Here is a 17568-nt window from a genome sequence, read left to right as displayed (position 1 = left end):
CTTTCCTCGCTCGCGCCTGCCCACGGCTAACCGGCGTAACTAATCTCATGCAGAGTCGTGTCCAGACGGATCCAGCCGCGCTCCTCCATCAGGTAGCATGAACCGTCAGAACGGTGAGCAATAATATTCGACGTATTATCCGCTGTCGAAATGGTCATTACACCATCCAAACGGTCCAGCTTCGTCTCTTCACCACTGAGGGAAATCACCTCAGACTCACCATTCTTCACGTTCACCACCACTACGCTCTGGTCGCCAGCCCAACGGGCATTACGCGGAGTCACAGAAGAACTCAGACGCACTATCTCCGTCAGGCGCAGAGGCTTACCGGCATCATCACGCACAATACCGGAAATAATCACAGCTGACGCACCCTCAGTAGAGGCCACAATCGCCATGCGGGCACCATCATGCGAAACGTTCACGCTCGTAAAGATCAAATTACGCTGCCAGGACAGACCAATATCGACACCGCGCTCACGCTCGGTTGCATCCTCAGAACCCGGTTTGAAGGCACGAACAACACCCTCACCATCGGCAACCCACACCCAGCCATACGCATCAAAACTGGGAGCAGTCAGAGCGGTACTCTGCCACACACTGCGGACACTGCCCTGATACACCGTGTACAGGCTCGCGGCATCGTTCGCCAAGCAGGCGTAAACATCCGCAGAGTAGCCCATCGCTGGGGAACTCAACTGGCTCACACCACTCAGAAGCAACTGTTCGCCCGTATTGCTCATATAGTCATCGCGCGCCACCATCTGGCCGTTCGAATTAATAGCGACAGTGCGGGCGGGAACACCCGGATTCAGCTTCACCGCAGAGAATCCGCTCGGATCAGAGTCAGAAATCTGGGCGCCGTTATAGAACACGTCGGTCTTACCCAGACCTGAAAAGTTCGTCAGACCGTGCACAATCTGCTCACGCACACGCGCCAAACGGTTATCGTCTAAGTGTTCACCGGAGAGGCGAACCAGCATATCCTGGTTATCGCTCATGCTCACAGCTTCAAGGCGCATAGACTCGTTCAACGCGGAGAACGCAACATCCTTTAAATAAGACGCAGGGCCAGCCATCAGGGTACGCACCAGTAACTCAAAATAGCGGTCCGTATGCGGGAACCAACGGATATCCGGCACAGCATAACGGAACGCACGGTCATAGAAGTACAGGCGGCACGGGCTAAACACGCGCCAAACTCGGTACCGTCCAGCCACAGACCGTCCGGGCAGGAGCTAATACGCCACTGCTTGTCCTCCATGACCATCTTGAAATCATGGGTCTCAATCTGAGCCTCGGGGAAGGTGCTCGTAATACCCTGACTGCTCACCGTAGCAGTCTGCTGGAAACGCATATGATACGTACCCTCAGCATTGCCGCTATCGTCACTACGCGCCTGCACCGTATTACGGTACACGCGGGTGGCACCAATCGGGTTCCAACGGCCCGCAAAAGAAGAGCTCAAATACTGGCGCGCCACTGCATAGTTCTCGATGCTATCCACACCGGCACGCACAAAACCCTCAATAATCGCCTCTGGAGTCGCACCAGCCAGCGGACTGGGAGCACGAGCCGGAGAAGTGTTAACGCTCTTCACATCCAGGCCGCTGCTATACTGAGTCACTCGATTGTTTGACGGAAGACCCGCGCAAGAGCTCACGAGCGTCGCCAAGGACACCACCCCCAAAGACAGCGCGGCGCGTCGAGAAACAATAGCCCTGTGAGACATGGAGGTCTTAACCTTCCTCTACGACCCTTGATAAGAATCCACTCCATCTAACGTTGTAGGCCATCGCAACGGAGTGAAAATATATCTGCCTTGATTGTACTGGTTTGCCGGTGCAAATACGCAAGGATAAGCGCAAATGCTCATTAGTTAGCATCAGCACCCTAACCTGGACAGAGTCGAAAACCCTTATACCCGGCAGGAAAACCCACACTCGTTCGTGGAGCTTCCCACCAGTTTCAAACTCTGCCGCTAATACTGTCCATAATGCCTGTCGGTGTGAGTCGCTAAGCGTCATCCTCCACATTCACACGAGGAGAAATAGCCGGCAGCGTATCCTTCGCAGTCGCCGCACGATGTGCGCTTGCTTCAGGCTCACCAGTTACAAGAACCGGCGACTCGCCCAAAGGTGCACCGTGCACCAACGGCAGGTTCATCGTGAAGCAGGCGCCGCGGCCCTTCTCCCCCCACGCCTCAATCGTGCCGCCGTGCAGACGCACATCCTCGGCAGCAATCGACAAGCCCAGACCTGTACCGCCCAGGGTGCGCTTACGCGAAGTATCAGCACGCCAGAAACGGTTGAACACCTGAACGGCTTCATCCTCAGACAGACCGATACCGTGGTCACGCACCGCAACGCCCAGGTTCGTGGCGTTCGCGCCCACATACACATCAATCGGTCGGGATTCGCCGTGCTCAATCGCGTTATACAGCAGGTTACGGAGCACACGCTCAATACGCACACGGTCCATATCCACCATGATGCTCTCATAGCTCGTATGCACGTTCAGCTTCGTATTTGTACGCTCCAGGTGCGGCAGAGCCTCCTGCAGAATATTTGACAGCACCCATATGAAGTCTTCAGTATCGATGGTCAGCATTGCGCTACCGGCATCGAAGCGAGAAATTTCCAGCAGGTCAGTAAGCATCGACTGGAAACGATCCACCTGATCGCGCAGAAGCTCCACAGTGCGGCTCAGCGGCCGCTCCATATCCTCACGCGAGTCGTACAAAAGCTCGGTGCCCAAACGCACCGTTGCCAGCGGGGTACACAGTTCGTGCGAAACGTCAGAAACGAATCGCTGCTGCAGAGTCGACAGGCGCTCCAGCTGAACAATCTTCTGCTGCAGCGAGTCAGCCATCAGGTTGAAGGAATAACCCAGACGCGCCGCCTGATGCTCACCATGCACAGATACACGCTGATCCAGGTTACCGGCAGCCAGCTTTTCAGCGGTAATAGCGGTCTGAGTAATCGGGTGGACCACCAAACGAGTCACAATCCACACTACAGAAAGCACCACAGCAAGCAGTGCACAGAAACCACCAAAAAGAACAAAGTTAATATGCGCAATCGTGGCGGAAGAATCTGTCATGTCGTACACAAGGAACAAACCGTAATTAGGGTTCTGGGCAATAGAAATATGGGCACCAACAATAAGCACTGGATAGGTACGCTCACGGTTATTTTCAATAGTAGTCACCGTAGACGTCTGCCAAAAAACACCGTTCTTATCACGAACAGTTTCTTTAAAATCATTCGGAATGCTCGAAGAATTCAAAGAATTATTACTACTCTGCTCAGGAATAAAACCCTGTTTACCTTGACCTTCCAAAGGCACAAGAATCCAATTGCGCTTACCCGAACCGCCCGCGTCAAGAATGGTCAGGGTACGGCTCACGTTACGGCGAATTTCGCTATCACTACGAGCTTCAGAGGAGTCCAGCACACTCTGAACGTTGCGGAAACCGCTTGTCGATTCTTCCAGCGCCTGAGTCTTCTGATTCTCAAAAAGACTCGTCGCAATCTGGTTCGACAAGGACCAACCCACCATCAAGAAGCTCAGGAACATCATGATGCCCGCAGTGCCAAGAGCACGGAACTGCAGGGATTCTTTCCACAGACGCTGAACGCGCTGAGGTAGCCTCTTGCCCTGCTTCTGCACCTTACGCGGCTTAGATGAGCGGGTACGCGAAGAGGCGGAGGCGACCGCCTCCGCCGTCAAAGCGAGGTGCTCATGGCTCGACTTCGCAACAGACAATCAGGTTATCTCTTCGCCTATGAATAGCTTCCGCTTAGCTGCCGGAAGATCCTACTAGCTCGGCCGGAATCTTGTACCCAACACCGCGAACAGTCTGAATAAAACGCGCCGCACCCAACTCATCGAACTTAGCGCGCAGACGCTGGACATGCACGTTTACCAGAGAATCGCTCACATCAGTGTAGCCCCAAACCATTTCCAACAGCTCCTGGCGGCTCAACGCCTGGCCGGGGTGACGCACCAGCGCAGCCAACAGGTCAAACTCCAGAGGAGTCATGGGAACCTCGGCGCTGTGGTACTTGACGGTGCGACCGTCCATATCCATGGCAATATCGCCAATGGACACGACCAGCTGGCGGCTCTCACGCGGACGCAGACGAGTACGAATACGCGCCAAAAGCTCAGCATGCTTAAAAGGCTTAGCAATGTAATCATCAGCGCCAGCCTCAAGACCTTTCACAACATCTTCTGTGTCGCTTTTAGCAGTCAACATAATAATCGGCACATTAGAAGAGCGGCGAATTTGCTGACAAACTTCGATACCATTCATGCCAGGAAGCATCAAATCCAAAAGCACCAAATCAGGAGTGGAGCGCATAAAAGTTTCAAAAGCGCGGCCGCCATTTTCGCAGAAAACAGCGTTAAAGCCCTCTTGTGCGAGCACGAGGCCAATCATTTCCGCCAGAGCATCATCATCATCAACCACCAAAATGGTGTGTGTGTCGCTTGCGCTCACAGTACCTCTCTAAAGAAATATCGTAAATGCTTACATAAAAAATCTGATTCTCCAATCATACCGTGCACTCAGACAATGCACGGGCACACTCTGCCACCCGAGCCAGCGAAGCCGTGGCGTCCAGCACACTCACCGTACCCGGAGTGGAGGCAGAAGGCACCGAACCCGTTTGCGGACGCTCATCAGCCATTAAACCCACTGCACTCAACTGCTTCGGCTCAAGGCCAACCTCACGCCACAGGCTGTACAGACGGCGCACCTGATCAGGAACCCGTACAGAAGTCACCACCGGCAGCCATAGCTGAGCCTGAGCCTCCAAAAGCTGCGCCACAGGTTCCCAGGAACGAGGGTCACTTAGCGGCGGAACCTGCAGCATGCCCGGCCCCTTCAAACGGGCACGGTCAGGATGCAACAGCAAAGCACCAGGAGCAGCACCCTCAACCTGCATAGCTTTCAACAGCGCCAAAGTGTCAAGGGCGGGACGGGGCCGGGTGAGAAGCTTCAGCTCCTGCACCGGTTTGAGCACAGTGCCATCCACGTCCAGGATGAGCTGCAGATTGAGTTCAGCAAAACGATCCGCCACCCGACGGTACACCTGCTGATAGTAATGAGGCTGCAACACCGGCAGGGAGCGGAAACCACTGACGGTAGGAATGGAGCCCTCCATCAGACGCTGAAACTCCGATTCCTCCAGTTGCACGGCAATCAGCGCTTGGGGAGCCTGCAGAGCCTCACGTAGAGAGTCCGACCAGCGTTTCAGTCCTTCCAGGAACGATTCCAGTAGGTCACGGCTCGCCCCTGCATCACTGATGGCACGCTCGCCGCCGGGTAGGTAGATGCTGGCTGCAAGGGTCAGCGGACCAACCAGCTGAATCTTATACACCGCAGCGGAATCCTCAACACCGGAGGTGAACCTCTTCTTCTGCACACCCACACGGTCAGCTAGAAGGTTGATATCGGAGAGCAGACGGTCCTGCGCTAGGGCAGACTCGCGCGCTCCCCTGCCGCCGCTATGCACCATGCGCCAGCCAAACGAGGCACCGTCAAAGGCAAGTCCCTCGCACACCGCCAGGGTGCGTGCCAGCGGGGTAGTCCGCCAGCCCAGCGCCGGCAGATGCGGCAGGAACGGCAAGTGCGGGGAACCCAGCTCGCCTTCTACACGGGACATCGCCTCAGCCAAATCATTGCCGGGAAAATCGCCCCGACCGCTAGCACGCACCAGCGGACGCTCAGTAGCGAGTGCGGCAAGATCTTGCTCGGTCAGTTCGTCTCCTTCGGGGGCACGGTACTCACCGGGCAGTAGCAGGCGCTCTGGCACCGGCTCGGTACGGGCATTCTGGCGGGAGGAAGATTGAGGGGGCATAAACAGGTGAGGTTAAGACCGGTTAGGGAAAAGTGCGGGCAGGTCAAAGCTCTGCCGCTGGATGCTCAGCACGGATGAGAGCAGGGCTTTTCGAAGAGGCTGAGCTTTCAGAAAGTCATAGCCTTCCAGGCTCTTAGCTTTGAGACTTTTCAGTCTCTTTGTCATGGTCAGCATGCTCGTTCGCGATGCGCACGTGGTGGCGAATCACCTCAGAGATGATGAAGTTCAGGAACTTCTCCGCGAATTCCGGGTCCAGGCTGGATTCCTTCGCCATGGCACGCAGGCGAGCAATCTGTGCCTCTTCACGGCCGGGGTCACCGGCGGGCAGGTTGTGCTCAGCCTTCAGGACGCCCACGCGCTTGGTTGCCTGAAAACGCTCCGCAAGGATGTGCACCAACGCTGCATCGAAGTTGTCGATGGAGCGGCGCATGGCGAAGAGCTCCTCGTAAACCTCCGGCGCGACTTCATCGCCCATGGAGGTGGCGTGGGGGTCAAATTCGCAGGAAGTGTGTTCGGCAGTCATCGGTCTCTCCTCAGTTCGGTTGTGGTCTTCTGTGCGTTGTGTTCAAGCAGGTTATTGCGGCAACAGCTGGGGATAGCGGGGTGTGCAGCTATTCTGTGCGGCTAGTTGGCGCTGGTAGAGGCGCCACTAGACAGGGTTTCCTGAATGTCTTCGCGGTCCAGCGAGTAAGCGCGGGCGATGGTGGACTGACCCAGTACGCGGGTGCCCTGGTAGAGAACCATGGTCTGTCCCGGTGCCACACCGGAGAGCGGATCCAGTAGGCGCACTACGGTTTCCAGGCGCAACACATCTTCTTCTTCAGCTTCGGGGTCGGATGCCCAGGTCATGTATGCCTTGGCGCGGACCGGGTCGGCGTGCGCGCGCACCTGTGCGGTCACTTCGAACTCTTCGCTGCGAGTACCAGCCTGCGGGGGCTGTTCCAGGAAGCGTGCCGCCTGCTCTACGGGTACGCCCGCCCAGGTGGCGCGGATACCACGGATTTCGTGCACGGCAAGCAACTCACGGGAGCCGACGATAACTTCGTTTTCCTTGGGGCGCACCTCCAGAACGAAGCGGGGCTTGCCGTCGGCGGCGGGGCGGCCCAGTGCCAGGCCCTTGCGCTGACCTACGGTGTATGCCTGCGCGCCGGGGTGCTCGCCGAGCACCTCGCCGTGGGTGTCCTTAATGAGGCCGGGGCGCATCTTGATGTGGTCGCCCAGCCAGGCGCGAGTATCACCTTCGGGGATAAAGCAGATGTCGTAGGAGTCCGGCTTCTTCGCCACGGAGAAGCCGCGCTCTGCCGCCTCCGCACGTACCTGTGTCTTGGAGGGGGTGTCTGCAAGGGGGAACCAGGCGTGCTTAAGCTGTTCGTGGGTGAGCACACCAAGTACGTAGGACTGGTCTTTTGCCCAGTCGGCGGCGCGGTGAAGTTCGCGGTTGCCGTCTTCGGTGGTGATGACGCGGGCGTAGTGTCCGGTCACCACGGCGTCGAAGCCGAGTGCGAGGGCCCGTTCGAGTAGCGCGGCAAACTTAATCTTTTCGTTGCAACGCATGCAGGGGTTGGGGGTTCGTCCGGCTTCGTATTCGGAGATGAAGTCGTCGACGACATCTTCCTTGAAGCGTTCGGAGAAGTCCCAGACGAAGAAGGGGATGCCCAGCTGGGAGCAGACGCGGCGGGCGTCCATGGAGTCTTCGAGAGTGCAGCAGCCGCGGGAGCCGGTGCGCAGGGTGCCGGGCATGCGGGATAGGGCTAGGTGAACGCCGACTACTTCGTGTCCTGCTTCTACGGCGCGAGCTGCGGCGACTGCGGAGTCAACGCCGCCACTCATAGCTGCAAGAATTTTCACTGCCTATCCTTCTGTTGTGTTGAGCCTTTAGAAAGGTACGCCGTATTTGTGTGGGCGGACTTTCCGGTACTGTAGCTACCCATTGTACGCAGGGGCTCGGCGGAATATTGGGCAGTGCACCCTCAGCCAGCCCTCAGCGAACGCTGAGATTCCAGGCTGAGGGCAGTTGGGTCTCTTCTCTCCTGGTTTTCTAGTGCCAGCGGGAGGCGTCCGGCAGCTGCGAGGAAAGCCCGGCCTTTGCCGCCTGTTCGTAGGCGGCGGGTAGTGCCGCGATGAGGCGCGCAATATCGGCTCCGGTGGTGGAATGACCGAGGGTGAAGCGCTGGGCGCTGCGGGCGGTGTCTTCGCCCATTCCCATTGCCATGAGCACATGGGAGGGGCGGGTCACCCCGGCGTTGCAGGCGGAGCCGGTGGAGCTGCTGATGCCCTGCATGTCCAGCAGGAAGAGCAGGGTGTCACCTTCTGCGTTTTCGAAGGTGAAGTGGGCGTTACCGGGCAGTCGCTTCTGGCCGGGGTACTCTTCAGTGAGCGGATTTTCTCCGCTCAGGTGCGCCTGCGGGATGAGCGCGCTAATTGCCGCAATGAGTTCGTTGCGTAGCGCGGCGATACGGGCAGATTCTTTGTCAAGGTACTGAACCGAGTGTACGGCGGCCTCTGCAAAACCTGTTATCGCGGGTGCGTCGATGGTGCCGGAGCGCACGGAGCGTTCCTGGCCGCCTCCGTGTAGGACGGGGGTCATCTGTACGGCGCGGGTTGCAACGAGCGCGCCGATGCCCATGGGGCCACCGATTTTATGGCCTGAGATTGCGAGGGTCGCCACCTTGCTGGCGTGGAAGTCAATGGGGATTGCGCCGAATGCCTGTACCGCGTCCGAGTGCACGGGGATACCGTATTCGGCAGCGATAGCGGCGATCTCGGGGATGGGCTCTACGGTACCGACCTCATTGTTCGCCCACATGACGGTCACGAGTGCGACGTCTTCGGGGTTCTTTTCGATGAGCTCGCGGACGGTCTGCGGGTTGACGCTACCGTGCTCGTCTACGGGGATCCATTCAAGCTGCGCGCCTTCTGCCTTTTCGAGCCATTCGCAGGTTTCTTCCACGGCGTGGTGCTCGATGGAGGAGACGAGAATTCGGGTGCGCTGCGGGTCTTCTTCGCGGCGCTTCCAGTAGATGCCCTTGACGGCTAGGTTGTCCGCTTCGGTGCCGCCTGAGGTGAAAATAACCTCGGCGGGGTCGGCTCCGATGGCGCGGGCGATGCGTTCGCGGGCGTATTCGACGGTGGCGCGGGCGTCGCGTCCTACGGCGTGTAGGGAGGAGGGGTTGCCGCCGTTGCGCATCTGTTCGACCATGGCGTCGATGGCGGCGGGCAGTACGTCGGTGGTGGCGGCATGGTCGAGGTAGACCCGGCCGTTCTGAGGGTTGGTTTCTGCGCTCATGCTTCCTCCTGCTGGGTTGTCGGCGGTTTTTCGCCTTGCTTATTTTATCGCGCTCTATCCGCACTCTTCTAGACATGTTCATCTCGGCAGGGTCGGCGAGCGCTACTCTCCCGGGACGCTCAATGATGGTCGTGGGCTGCGCGGTACACTTAGGAACGTGTTCAAGATTCTTTTCTATACCCCTGAGATTCCCGGCAATACCGGCAACGCTATCCGTTTGGCGGCGATTACTGGCGCTGAGCTACACCTGGTGAAGCCGCTGGGCTTTAACTTTGATGATGCGCATCTGCGCCGCGCGGGTCTGGACTATCACGACCTGGCGGTGGTGACGGTGCATGAGACCCTTGAGGATGCGTGGGAGGCTCTGGCTCCGGAGCGTGTTTTTGCGTTCACGACCACTGCTTCGACTTCATATGCGGATATTGAGTACCGTCCCGATGATGTGTTCATGTTTGGTCCGGAGTCGGTGGGGCTCCCTGCTGAGGTTCAGCAGGACCCGCATGTGAGCGAGCGTGTGAAGATTCCGATGAAGCCGGGCCGTCGTTCGCTGAACCTGGCTAATTCTGCGTCCATTGCTGTGTTTGAGGCGTGGCGTCAGAACGGTTTTGAGGGAGGCGCCATCTAGCATGACTGCAACACACCATAATCTGCCGGAGCATCTGGTTCAGCAGATTCTGGAGACGGACCCTCCCCTGGCTGAGCAGATTCGTTTGGATCGGCAGAATAGGGAGTTTACGGGACGGGGCTGGGCGCCGGTCTTTTCAGCCTCCCCTCATGCTCGTATTGTGGTGATTGGCCAGGCACCTGGACGTGCCGCGCAGGAGAGCCGTATTCCATGGAATGACCAGAGCGGCGTGAAGCTGCGCGAGTGGATGGGCGTAACGGACGAGCAGTTCTATAATCCTGAGCTGATTTCGCTACTACCGATGGATTTTTACTACCCCGGCAAGGGCACACACGGTGATAACCCGCCGCGTAAGGATTTCGCCTCCAAGTGGCATCCGCACTTACTGGAGCTCATGCCGAATATTCAGCTGATTCTACTAGTGGGCGCATATTCCCAGAAGTATTACCTGGATGGTGTGCACGCCCCGAAGGCACAGAAGAACCTGACAGAGACGGTTCGTGCGTGGGAGTCTTATCTTCCGAAGTTCCTGCCTCTGGTGCATCCTTCGCCGCTGAATTTTAGGTGGCAGGCAAAGAACCCATGGTTCGAGCAGGAGGTTATCCCAGCTTTGAGGAGGCGTGTGGGAGAGGTCCTCAAGGACGCTTAGCCCGCCCGCTCTGCAGTATCACTATAGTTCTGCCTTACTAATAAAGATGCTCCCACCCCATATATGGGGTGGGAGCATCTTTATTATGCACGTTGTTTAGGCTAACTAAGCAGTCCCAGCTGAGCGGGTGTTTCTCAGCTACGCCGTACTGTTAGTTCAGACGCGAGGGGTTACTTCTGACTGTCGGCGTTGCCCAGAGTCACGGTGATGTCCTGGGTGGAGGAGCCGCGCTTGATCTTCAGCTTCAGGTCGGAGCCTGCCGCTGCGGCACGTACGGTACCGTTGAGCTCTTCGCTCTTGGTGACAGCATGGCCGTCGGCTTCAATCACGACGTCGCCGGATCGCAGACCTGCCTTGGCGGCGGGACTGTTGGATTCTACCGAGACAATTTCAACACCACCGGGGATGAGCTTGGACGAGCCCGAACCGGTGTCCGCGGGGGTGTTCTTTACGCTTGCGCCCAGGTAGCCGTGAGTTGCTTTACCCTTGGCAATAATCTCGGAGGAGATGCGCTTGGCGTAGTTGGAGGTAATGGAGAACGCCATACCATCAGCGGTGCCACCGTCCTGACTTGCCTGGCCCTGCGCGTTAATACCGATCAGTTCGCCCTTGAGGTTCACCAGCGGGCCGCCGGAGTTACCGTGGTTGATGGGCACATCAACCTGAATCATGGGGATGTAGTTCTGGCCCTTCGAGTCAGCAGGCTGCACGCGGTTTGCATTTGAGACTACGCCGGCAGTCACCGATTCGCTACGACGATACGGTGCACCGAGGGCAACCACAGCCTCGCCGGAGACCAGCTTGGAGGAGTCGCCCCAGGTGATGGGCTGCAGATCCAGGCCGGAAGGGTTAATCTTCAAAACCGCCAGGTCAGCTGCAGAGTCCAGGCCCACCACTGTTGCGGTGCGCACGGTGCCATCGCTTAGGCGAACCTCAATGATGTATGCTTCTCTGGAAGATTCGAGGGTGACCACGTGATGGTTGGTGAGGATGTGGCCGGCCTTATCGAGGACAACACCACTACCTCCGCCGGAGGCGGAGCCATTTGACGCCATGATGGTCACGGTGGAGGGCAGGACCTTCTTCGCGGTTTCTGCTACGCCTGCCACGGTGGAGGAGTTACTGATATTGGAGCTAACGGAGCCGCGGGAGGAGGTGCTGGAGGAGCTGTTGTTCGAGGCAGCGATACCGCCTCCGACGCCCGCACCGACACCACCACCGACGAGGGCTGCGAGTAGGGCTGCAGTGAGCACAACGCCGGCACCGTAACGCTTGTTGTTATGGGTATTCTGGGGTGCAGCCTGTGCCGCGCTAACCTGAGCGGCGGCTTGGGGGTAGGTGTATCCGGGAGAGGCGTATGCCTGCGGGTATGCGTTCTGGCCTTGCTGGTAGCTTGCCTGTCCGTTCACGTTCTGCATGGGACGGGTTGCATCCGTGACGCCGTCATTGCCCCCGTAAAACCATCCGTTGTTTTGAGTCATGAGTTCTCCTAGAGTTGAGCGTGTACCTCACCCTGAGCGCACGCTATGTTTCTACTGTAGAGGGTGTTTTATAGCATTCTGTATCTTTTTGCTGTTAGTAATCGGGGAGTTCGCTGGGAATTTTTCTCGCCCCTTTCATTTGGGGCAGATTAGCTGGTCTAAGCTACCCGGCGATTCATTCGGCGGCTAGTTTATTTTGGGGTTTTGTCCGCTACTCACTCTCAGGTTTGTCTTTTAAAGCGCCCAATTTTTCTTCACGGTTTACACAGCCTGATGCTTCTTGGTACACAGCTTGGTCACAGGGTTGCTCCGTAATGTTTCAGGTGCATAGAGACGAGGACAAAGGAGGAAACCCATGATGATCGGAACCCTGATTTTTTGTGCGATCTTGGCAAGCTCCATCGGTATCGGTGCGGGTATTGTGGCCTGTTGCTCGGGAACGGTGCACCGCCGTCATCGTGCGGAAAAAACTGCCGAGTTGACGCAGCCACTGGCTACACAGGTGTTGACCACCGGTAGGTAGCGCATAGAATTTGATAGTTTCCGGGGCGGGAGATAAGAGCCCTGCACCGGAAGGGGCGAGAATCCCCAGTATGTCCCGAAGGGGCGGTGTGAGGACCTGCCCGGGTACGATAGTGAGTTGAGTGATGATCGATGCGGCGTGAACCCTTGCATGAGGGCTTACGCCGCATCGTCTTTTAACCGTGGTGCGAGCGCAGGAGGCACTGGGCGAAAGCACCCGGTACCCGGGCTACTTCCCTTTTAGTATGCGGTAAGGCGACGGCGTTGCGGGCACCCAGGATTTAGCTGGGTTATGGTGAAGTTATGAGGATTATTTCTGCTGTTTTCGCTCTTGTTGGCGCGCTGCCGGTCACATCTGCGGCGGTGGCGTCTTCTGCGGACGGTACAACACGTCTGTACGCGTTGCTTATCTTTGTTCTGATCTACGTAGCGGTAGCGTTGTTCGCGTCGTTGAGCCCCTCGCGCCGTCGCGCGTGTGAGATTAGACAGCAAGTGTTGCAACAGCAACAGAACCAGTCGATGAATCAGCAGGTACCGCACCCGCAGGCACCCGATCAGCAGGGGCCTTCACAGCCTGCGCCGCAGCAGGCACAGTCTCAGCAGATTCAGGGCACGGTGAGCTACCCGATGCGCTACCAGCCGAAGCAGGCTCAGCCGGGTCATAGTGCTCAGCAGCCGGTGGCGGTGCCATCGCCTCTGGAGCCGATGCAGGTAGGTGGCGCCTCCGGTTCTTCAGCGCAGAGCCATTCAGCAGAAAGCCAGGTGCAACAGAGCACGCCCCTGAGCACCCTGGCGCAGCCTGAAGAGCGCCCGCAGCAGGAGGTTCCCCAGCAGGCGCCTGAGAGCAAGCCCTCCGATCGTTTCTCTTTGAGTACCAATCACAAGCTCATTCCCCCGCTAGAGGATGCGCAGCGCAGCCGCTACCCCATGGTGCTTTCTGTCAGTACATCAGAGGATGAAGTCTTTGCACTGCCGTCGATTAGCGGTGTACCGGAGCATCTGCTGGTGGGTGCGCAAGAGAATCATGTTCCGCTGAATCAGCGTCCGCGCTGGCAGCAGGTCGATATTCTAGAGAACTACCTCATGCGTGCGGTCATGAACCTGCAGACGCTGGAGCGTACGCAGTTTTCTCCGCTACACAGTTTCAAAGAGACTGCCCAGGCTGACCGTACGGGGCTTGCCGCCGAGCTGGAAGAAACCATCCGGATGTCTCAGCTGAAGCTGAGCGGGGCGTTAGAGTTCTATACGTCCCTACCTCGTCTGGCGGATGCCCCGAGTTCTTACGCTTTTGCTCGTGATCATGCGCTCTCCCTGAGCGCCGCCGTCATTAGCCTGACGGAACAGTGCTTTGAGCGTACCTTCAGTTGGCGTCTGTTGGAGGATACCCTCCCGGACTCTTTGAACGACCGCCTCTACGCGGTGCGTTATCTGCGTGAGAGCGCGCAGAAGCTGGCGGCTTCTGTGGAGCTGAGCGATTTTGACCGCGCCATGCAACTTGCCGAGACCTGGAAGAAGACTGTTCGTAAGGACTCGAATCTCGATGAGGTCAAGGTCTGGAATGAGATGACGGAAGTTGCCTTTGACGTTCTACCCCACTTGCGAGAGCGGGCGTTGAAGGGCGTTCAGTCTACGTTGGAGTTTAGCGAGCTTTTCTACCGTTCCAGCGAGGACGGTACGCACCGCATGCTCCACCCAGAACAGCTGAGTGAGTTTGAGCTCAAGGGCGTACAGTCCACGCTGGAAGAGCACCTGGAGAAGGTGCGTCTTGAGCTTCAGGATGCGGAGTTCTGCGCCGCAGTTTTGAGTCTGCAGGCGCGCTCTATCATTGAGCTTATCCAGGAGCTTCTGCAGGTTGAGCAGGAAGGCGTTCTGGCGGAGGTTGTAACCGATTTGCGGGCACTTGCTCATTACTCGCCCCACCTTGCCAAGCAGCCTATCCATACGTTGATGTTCAGGCGCGAACAGTACGCCCCCGATCGGGAGGATCTGCCAACCATTGGCGAGCGCATCCGTTCTCTCTCAAGTGTCCCCGAGGTTCTGGCGTTCGTTCATTATGAGGGAACGGTGCTTCTACTGGGGGTCTCAGATTCGTATCAGGCGTTTTCCGGGGAGGGTTCCCCCGAGGGGCTGCTTTCGGAAGAGATGAAGTTATCCTCCATGCCGCTGTCTGTATTGCGCACCCATTCGCGGCTTCTGCAGCAGGTGCTTCGCCTACAGAATCTGCGTTTAAAGCTGGCGTGGGTGAGTAGCTGTAGTGGCTACATGTCTTGGCCCCTGGTTGATCGTCATTTCGTTGGTCCCTCTGCCGCTGATGAGGATTTGAAGGAGCTGACTGAAAATATTGAGGCGCTCGCTGAGCTTCTGGACGCCCGTTCTAACTCCCAGATGTATAAGGGCCGTAGCGTGCCGACTACACCCTTTTTGTGGTCGCAGATGCGGGAACAGGCAGATTCCAGTTCTAGGTTGCTGAATTATGTGCAGTTCTTAGGCTGGATGTACACCTTGTCTTCGCGGGTTCAGGTGGTGAACGGTGTGGTACAGAGTATCCACGATGTTAGTGCCGCGGAGGTAGTGGAGCATCTGATAAGTAATCTGGAGATTGCGCGGCGGCGCTAATTAACTGAATAGCCGGTGAGCCGGGATCTAGCGTGAGGCTAGCCCCCGGCTTTCCTGTATAAATCCTGGGAAGTCGGTAAACGGGTGGCAAATAGCTGCGCAATATTCTCGTATCTGTGCGTCTGTGTGACTAGGCCACCGCTACACTAATAATGTGACCGGCACTAAGGTGTGCGATGAACAAGCACGCCGTGAAGTGCAGGTCCGTTCGTACTTCACGATAACGGAGGAAAGACCATGACCGAGCACGCCTTTGCGCGTCAGATTCGTCCCGCACGCCCTCGCCTGCGCACTATCTTGGGTGCCACCGTGCTGGCGGCTGGTCTTTCTTGTGCCCCGGTGGTTCTGCCGGCTGGTTCTGCATTTTTGAGCACGTCGGCGTTGGCTGTTGCCCCGATGCAGATTACGGGCACCACCGTATACGATTCCACGAACTCTTTGGGTGATACCGCTACCCTAAAGTCTAAGATTTCGGCTCTGTCGAAGAAGCACAACGTGGATTTGCACGTGGTGGTTATCGATAAGTTTGAGAACCCGTCTACTTCTTCAAGCTGGACGAAGGCGCTTGCTACGAAGAACAATTGGGGTTCTGCCGATGTGGTGTTGGTGATTGCTACCGAGTCTCGCCAGGCGTATTTCTTGGCGGGTAGCGCCAAGACTCTTTCGAGCGACCAGCAGACGAAGGTGTATCAGAACTACATCAAGCCGAAGCTGCAGAATAGCGACTATATGGGTGCGGCACTGGCTGCGGTTGAGGGTATCGAGGCTCAGAAGGGAGGTAGCTCTTCTGGCCTGGTGACCGGCGTGCTCGGTGTGGGCGCGGCGGCAACCGTGGGTGCCGGTGGTTACGCGATGTACCGCCGCCGCAAGAAGAATAACGCGCAGCAGCAGCCTCAGCGTTCCTACGGCACGCCTCGCAACTACTCCCCCATTCCGGAGGTTCCATTGGAGGAGCTGCACACTCGTGCCGGTAGCGCCCTGCTCCAGGCTGATACGACGATGAGCCACGCGAAGCAGGAGCTTGAGTTCGCGCGCGCCCAGTACAACGATCAGCAGGTCACCGAGTTCGCTCAGGAGATTGCGCGTGCTGAGGATCTGATGAGTAGGTCCTTCCAGCGTCAGCAGCTTCTAACCGATAACATCCCGGATACTGACGCTGAGCAGCGTGCTTGGTTGACTGAGATTATTGATAACTCTCAGGAAGTCACCCGCATTGCTCAGGAGCAGGACGCTAAGCTGGCTCAGTTGCGCAACCTGGAGCAGGAGGCACCTGCGGCTATTGAGGCTCTGGCTCAGCGCCTACCGCAGCTGCGTGCCTCGGTGGAAGAGATTGCCGCTCAGTACCGCGCACTGAAGGAACGTTACCTGCCCAGCGCCCTGGAGCCCATTTCCAAGACTCCTACCCTGTTGGAGTCGAATATGGTGCTGTGCGCTGCGGAGGTTGAGAAGGCTAAGGCAACCGTTGCTACGGCTCGTTCGGAGGCGGTTGCTCATCTGCGCACCGCCGAGGAAGCAGCCTCGCAGATTCAGGCGCTGGGTGCGGCCGTGAATACCCGTTCGCATGAGCTAGAGCAGGCTCAGCTGGGTCTGAGCACCGACCTGCTGAGCATTCAGCGTGACGTGGCTGAGGCGAAGAGCCTCGCGGCTTCTCGACGTCGCGATGATTTGGGTGCGGTCGCCGCCGGTATGGAGGCGGTACTCAACCAGGTCACCCAGAGCGCTTCGACTCGCCCGAATGACCCACTAACTCTGGTGAACCAGTTACATCAGCTCTCCGCTGAGCTGGATAAGGCAATGACGAATATGCGTGCTACCCGCGAGCGTTCTCGTGCGGCATCGCAGAACCTGGATCGTACAATGCGTTCTGCCTACGCTGCTGTGAACGGTGCGCGTAGCTACATCAATAACCGCCGTGCTGCGGTGGGCCCGATGACTCTGACTGCTGTTTCTGAGGCGGAGCGTCACCTGGATCAGGCTCAGCGCTTGGCTTCTTCGGATCCGCTGAACGCTATGAAGGAAGCCAATATGGCCATCCAGAAGGCAACCGATGCACAGAACCGCGCTCAGAGCGAGGTCGGCAACTACTACAACAACCATGACCGCGGCGGTGGCTTCGGCGGTGACCTTGCGAAGGGTCTGCTGCTGGGCGCTCTGATGACCGCGATGAACTCCGGCACCAGTAGCTGGGGTAGCAACGGTGGCCACAGCAGTGACGGTAGTAGCAGCGGAAGCTGGGGCGGTGGCTTCAGTGGAGGCGGCGATTGGGGCAGCGGCGGCGGTGACGGCGGTAGCTTCTAACCGCCTCCATGCTAACGATCCTGCCGGTCGGTTTCTGCAGATTTTTCTATACCCTGACTGGCGAGGGTACGTAGCTTACCTCACCGGTTTCTTCCCCAGCCGGAAAACACCTAAGGTAATTTACTAGAAGTTTAGGTAACAGAAATCAGGCGTGCATCATGTTCACAGCATGCACCCAGAAATCTGCCACATAATTAGCTATACGGGCACGGCTCACGAGGAGC

General features: G+C 57.7%; 14 protein-coding genes. 5 read left to right on the top strand and 9 right to left on the bottom strand.

The annotated features are described in order from the left end of the window. Positions 1-26 precede the first annotated feature (26 nt). The 8 genes from ACUXHH_RS02955 to ACUXHH_RS02920 all read right to left on the bottom strand — a co-directional run bounded on the left by ACUXHH_RS02955 (position 27) and on the right by ACUXHH_RS02920 (position 9153). The gene (locus tag ACUXHH_RS02955; RefSeq protein WP_458390789.1) at positions 27-1193 is read right to left on the bottom strand and encodes an LpqB family beta-propeller domain-containing protein; all 1167 of its coding nucleotides are present in this window, start codon (positions 1191-1193) and stop codon (positions 27-29) included. Then, positions 1079-1732, bottom strand: coding sequence for a hypothetical protein (locus tag ACUXHH_RS02950; RefSeq protein WP_458390788.1), 654 nt, complete (start codon positions 1730-1732; stop codon positions 1079-1081). Before ACUXHH_RS02950 ends, ACUXHH_RS02955 begins: the two co-directional genes overlap by 115 nt. Positions 1733-2016: 284 nt before the next feature. Beyond that, on the bottom strand, positions 2017-3768 hold the full coding sequence (gene mtrB / locus ACUXHH_RS02945; protein WP_458390787.1) for an MtrAB system histidine kinase MtrB: 1752 nt from the start codon (positions 3766-3768) through the stop codon (positions 2017-2019). Positions 3769-3802: 34 nt separating this feature from the next. Then, positions 3803-4504 (bottom strand): MtrAB system response regulator MtrA, encoded by a 702-nt coding sequence (gene mtrA, locus ACUXHH_RS02940; RefSeq protein WP_279755087.1) that lies wholly within the window; start codon positions 4502-4504, stop codon positions 3803-3805. A 55-nt stretch (positions 4505-4559) separates the two neighbouring features. After that, the gene (locus ACUXHH_RS02935) at positions 4560-5867 is read right to left on the bottom strand and encodes a uroporphyrinogen decarboxylase/cobalamine-independent methonine synthase family protein (protein ID WP_279742113.1); all 1308 of its coding nucleotides are present in this window, start codon (positions 5865-5867) and stop codon (positions 4560-4562) included. Between the two features lie 133 nt (positions 5868-6000). Continuing rightward, the gene (locus tag ACUXHH_RS02930; RefSeq protein WP_279742114.1) at positions 6001-6390 is read right to left on the bottom strand and encodes a chorismate mutase; all 390 of its coding nucleotides are present in this window, start codon (positions 6388-6390) and stop codon (positions 6001-6003) included. Positions 6391-6491: 101 nt separating this feature from the next. Further along, positions 6492-7715 (bottom strand): tRNA 2-thiouridine(34) synthase MnmA, encoded by a 1224-nt coding sequence (gene mnmA, locus ACUXHH_RS02925; protein WP_458390786.1) that lies wholly within the window; start codon positions 7713-7715, stop codon positions 6492-6494. Between the two features lie 190 nt (positions 7716-7905). Further along, positions 7906-9153, bottom strand: a complete 1248-nt coding sequence (locus ACUXHH_RS02920; RefSeq protein WP_371569326.1) for a cysteine desulfurase family protein — start codon at positions 9151-9153, stop codon at positions 7906-7908. A gap of 157 nt (positions 9154-9310) precedes the next feature. Between ACUXHH_RS02920 and ACUXHH_RS02915 the strand changes: the two genes are divergently transcribed. Together ACUXHH_RS02915 and ACUXHH_RS02910 are read left to right on the top strand one after the other, a co-directional pair. Beyond that, positions 9311-9778, top strand: a complete 468-nt coding sequence (locus ACUXHH_RS02915) for a tRNA (cytidine(34)-2'-O)-methyltransferase (RefSeq protein WP_279742117.1) — start codon at positions 9311-9313, stop codon at positions 9776-9778. Position 9779: 1 nt separating this feature from the next. After that, positions 9780-10427, top strand: coding sequence for a uracil-DNA glycosylase family protein (locus ACUXHH_RS02910; RefSeq protein ID WP_279742118.1), 648 nt, complete (start codon positions 9780-9782; stop codon positions 10425-10427). Between the two features lie 170 nt (positions 10428-10597). On the opposite strand, the gene ACUXHH_RS02905 is transcribed toward ACUXHH_RS02910, so the two are convergent. Next, the gene (locus ACUXHH_RS02905) at positions 10598-11908 is read right to left on the bottom strand and encodes a S1C family serine protease (protein ID WP_279790033.1); all 1311 of its coding nucleotides are present in this window, start codon (positions 11906-11908) and stop codon (positions 10598-10600) included. 355 nt (positions 11909-12263) lie between these two features. Here ACUXHH_RS02905 and ACUXHH_RS02900 point away from each other — a divergent pair, with 355 nt between their 5' ends. The 3 genes from ACUXHH_RS02900 to ACUXHH_RS02890 all read left to right on the top strand — a co-directional run bounded on the left by ACUXHH_RS02900 (position 12264) and on the right by ACUXHH_RS02890 (position 17344). Then, positions 12264-12431: a hypothetical protein gene (locus ACUXHH_RS02900; protein WP_279742120.1), complete on the top strand. Its 168-nt coding sequence runs from the start codon at positions 12264-12266 to the stop codon at positions 12429-12431. 302 nt (positions 12432-12733) lie between these two features. Further along, complete coding sequence (locus ACUXHH_RS02895; RefSeq protein WP_458390785.1) at positions 12734-15046, top strand: non-ribosomal peptide synthetase subunit; 2313 nt, start codon at positions 12734-12736, stop codon at positions 15044-15046. Between the two features lie 237 nt (positions 15047-15283). After that, positions 15284-17344 (top strand): TPM domain-containing protein, encoded by a 2061-nt coding sequence (locus ACUXHH_RS02890; RefSeq protein ID WP_458390784.1) that lies wholly within the window; start codon positions 15284-15286, stop codon positions 17342-17344. Positions 17345-17568: the final 224 nt, after the last annotated feature.

This window comes from Rothia sp. 110740021-2, assembly GCF_054263775.1.
The sequence above is the reverse complement of the archived record's forward strand: the minus strand, read 5'-3'. Positions and strand labels throughout refer to the sequence as shown.